Below are 3,316 nucleotides of genomic sequence, written 5' to 3'. Positions count from 1 at the left end.
AGGTCGGCCCGCCGGACATGCGGGTGCTCTGCGGCCTCTTCGACCTCACCCCTGCCGAAGCCCGTGTGGCGCGCGCCATCGCCATGGCCCAGACGCCGGAAATGATCGCCGCCTCGCTGGGCATCTCGCTCGAAACCGCCCGCTCGCATTTGAAGAAGATCATGCTGAAAACCGGCACCACCCGCCAGGCGGAACTGGTGCTGCTGCTTTCAGGGCTGAATGCACCGAACTTCAGCGGTGGCGGTCGCCCGGAACCGTGAACGCCCCGAAAAGCGCGGTCCGGGTTAAATCGGCCACATTCCTTTGTTGAATAACCCGCACGCACGTGGAGGGTTGCAATTATTGGCTCAGGTATGGAGGAAGTGCAACCAGTCGATGCGCTCGGCGATGGTGAATTGATTCCGCATTGGGTAGTAGAATGAAATACAGATCGGAAATCGACGGCCTGCGGGCCGTCGCTGTGGTTCCTGTCATTATATTCCACAGTGGTCTGGGTTTCCGCGGCGGATTTGTTGGCGTCGACGTCTTCTTCGTCATCAGCGGCTATCTGATAACGTCGATCATGTATCGCGAAGTTGAGGAGCGGAAATTCAGTCTCGTCCGCTTCTACGAACGGCGCCTGCGGCGCATCGCTCCGGCGCTTCTTTGCGTCTGCCTGGCTTGCCTGCCGTTTGCATGGGCATGGATGCTTCCCCATGAGCTGCGCGACTTCGGCCGCAGCCTCTATCAGGTCAATCTGTTCGTTTCGAACTTCTATTTTTGGACCAAAACCGGCTATTTCGATTCAAGCAACGACCTGAAGCCGCTTTTGCATACGTGGTCTCTCGGCGTAGAAGAACAATTCTACATCATATTTCCGCTTGTTCTGATGGCCTTGCGGCGGTTTCGCCGCCAGTTCGTTCTGGCCGCCATCCTCCTGTTGAGCACGGCGAGCTTCCTTGCCACGCAGCTCGTGCCGCTGTTTGATCCTGCGGCGAATTTCTACCTTCTGCCCACCCGCTTCTGGGAGCTTGGCATCGGCGCCAGCATCAGCCTGGCGAATTTCGATCGAGAAAAAGCCCGCTACGGCGGTTTGGCGGCGGCTTGCGGTCTCGCGATGATCGTTCTGTCCTGCTTCTTCGTCGAAGGCGGGCCGTCTTATCCCGGCTGGCAGACGCTGCCCGTGGTGGTCGGAACCGCGCTGGTTCTTCTATTTTCATCGTCAGAGAATCTGGCTGGACGGCTTCTTTCCGCAAGAGCCTTGGTGTTTGTCGGCTTGATCAGCTACAGCCTCTATCTCTGGCATCAGCCTGTCCTCGCCTTCGCGCGCCTGCGGCTGTTCACCAATGACTTGAGCGCTTCAACATCCGCACTACTGCTTTGCGTCACGGTGTTGCTTGCGGTCGCGAGCTACTACCTCGTCGAGCGGCCGTTCCGCGACAGGAACCGCATTGGGGCGAAGGGTTTCTTTGCCCTGGCAAGCGTCGCGGCAGCCGCCAGCATCGCCTCCGGCATCCTGTTTGAAATGACCGACGGCGCCGCGTTCAGGGCGCCGGGTCTCTACGAGATGACCGAGGTGAGCAAAGGTTTGAGCGAAAACTGTAACGGCAAGATGGGGCCCGAATGCGCCACGTCCGACAGCCCGGAAATCGCGGTGTGGGGGGATTCCTTCGGCGCCCATCTTGTGGAAGGTATCCTGGCGTCGGCCCCCGATGTCAAACTCGTGCAGTTCACCAAAAGCCTTTGCGGACCGTTCACCGATATTACCTACCCGGTCGCCAGCGACGGTCGCAGGTCGCCCGAAGGCTGCCTGTCCCGGAACAGGGACGTCCTCGACGCCATGGCGGCGACCAGGACGCTTCGATACGTCGCGATAGGCGTCAATCTCGACATCTATACCGAATCCGAAACGTTCGTTCGGAAGGACGGTCAGAGTGTACCGGCAAGCCGGGCACTGCTTCTGGACAGTTTCCTGGGATCCTTGTCCCGCCTGCGGCAAATGGGATTGAGCCCGGTGGTTTTCGCGCAGCCTCCGCAGACCGGAACCGATGTCGGCGGTTGTGTTGCTCGGTCGAGATTGCTGGGGATCGCGGCAGACCGCTGCGATCTGTCTGCCGACGACGTGAACCGGCGAGGCCGCGTTGCGATGGAGATCACGAATGTCGTGGCACGGGACTATCCGGTGATCGATCTGGCCGCCGGCCGGTGCAACGGCACGATCTGCCGGGTCTCCGAGGATGGCGTCTCCCTTTATGCGGATGCGGGCCACTATTCTGAGGGCGGAATACGGCTGCTGGGAAAGAAGTACCATCTGTACGATCTTATCGTGAAGGCGGCGACTGAGGGCTGCGGTGATGGCTCTGTCCCCGCTGCCCGACCCGCCGGTATCTGCCGCCCTTGAGAATATCCGCCGGCACCCCCTTGACCTTCCCATGATGGGAAGCTCCACATAGCGTGGGACAATGAGACATCCCGACAAAAAGGGGAGATTGCGCCCATGAACCAGACCGTAAAACCGATCCACAAGGCCGAACCGTTTACCGTCCCCGTCGAGGGCATGACCTGCGCCTCCTGCGTGCGCCGCGTCGAGAACGCCGCGGCCAAAGTGGCGGGCATCGACAGGAGCGCCGTCAACTTCGCGACCAAGAAGCTGACGGTGGAATCGGCGGAAGGCTTTTCGCCGGAGGAACTGACGAAGGCGATCCGGAAGGTCGGTTACGAAATCCACCCGGGCGCCATGGACCATGCGATGCGTGAGGCGGGCATGATGCCGCCTGTGACGCTGACGTCGCATGCCGGGCACGAGCACCACCACGGGCATCACCAAAAGCATCAACCTGGCCATTCCGCACCGGAAGCCCAGGTCCACATGGACCATGCCGCCATGGGACACGACCAGGCGGCGGGCCATGCCGGCGGGCATGACCACATGCATATGCACCGGGGCGAGGAGGGCGTGCTGAAGCGCGACCTGGCGATCGCCTTCGTGCTGACCCTGCCGCTCTTCGTGCTGGAGATGGCGGGCCACCTCTACGACCCGTTCCACCACTGGCTGATGGGCGTGATCGAGACGCAGAACCTGTATTATCTCTATTTCTTGGCTGCGACGCTGGTCGTTTTCGGCCCGGGCTTCCGGTTCCTCAAACTCGGCCTGCCGGCGCTGCTGCGCGGCGCGCCGGAGATGAACTCGCTGGTCGCGGTCGGCGTGCTGGCGGCCTATGGTTACTCGCTGGTGACGACGTTCGCCCCGGACCTGCTGCCGGAGAGCGCCCGCTTCGTCTATTACGAAGCCGCAACGGTGATCGTCACGCTGATCCTGTTCGGCCGGCTGCTCGAG

3 protein-coding genes are annotated in these 3,316 nt (G+C 61.4%); all 3 read left to right on the top strand.

The genetic code is table 11. From position 1 onward, the window contains the following. A partial coding sequence (locus tag MOV61_RS29250) for a helix-turn-helix transcriptional regulator (RefSeq protein ID WP_247139091.1) occupies positions 1-260 on the top strand: 260 nt, incomplete at its 5' end. Positions 261-418: 158 nt separating this feature from the next. Next, positions 419-2,380 (top strand): acyltransferase family protein, encoded by a 1,962-nt coding sequence (locus tag MOV61_RS29245; protein WP_247139090.1) that lies wholly within the window; start codon positions 419-421, stop codon positions 2,378-2,380. A gap of 96 nt (positions 2,381-2,476) precedes the next feature. Continuing rightward, a partial coding sequence (locus MOV61_RS29240) for a cation transporter (RefSeq protein WP_247139089.1) occupies positions 2,477-3,316 on the top strand: 840 nt, incomplete at its 3' end.

Origin of the sequence: Neorhizobium sp. BETTINA12A (assembly GCF_023006485.1) — a bacterium.
In the GTDB taxonomy this organism is placed as follows: domain Bacteria; phylum Pseudomonadota; class Alphaproteobacteria; order Rhizobiales; family Rhizobiaceae; genus Neorhizobium.
Note: the sequence above shows the minus strand (reverse complement) of the source record. Positions and strands in the feature narration are given on the sequence as shown.

What these genes read in the sequence shown, in the direction of transcription:
- MOV61_RS29245 (WP_247139090.1), top strand. Translation starts at nt 419, where the DNA reads ATGAAATACAGATCGGAAATCGACGGCCTGCGGGCCGTCGCTGTGGTT.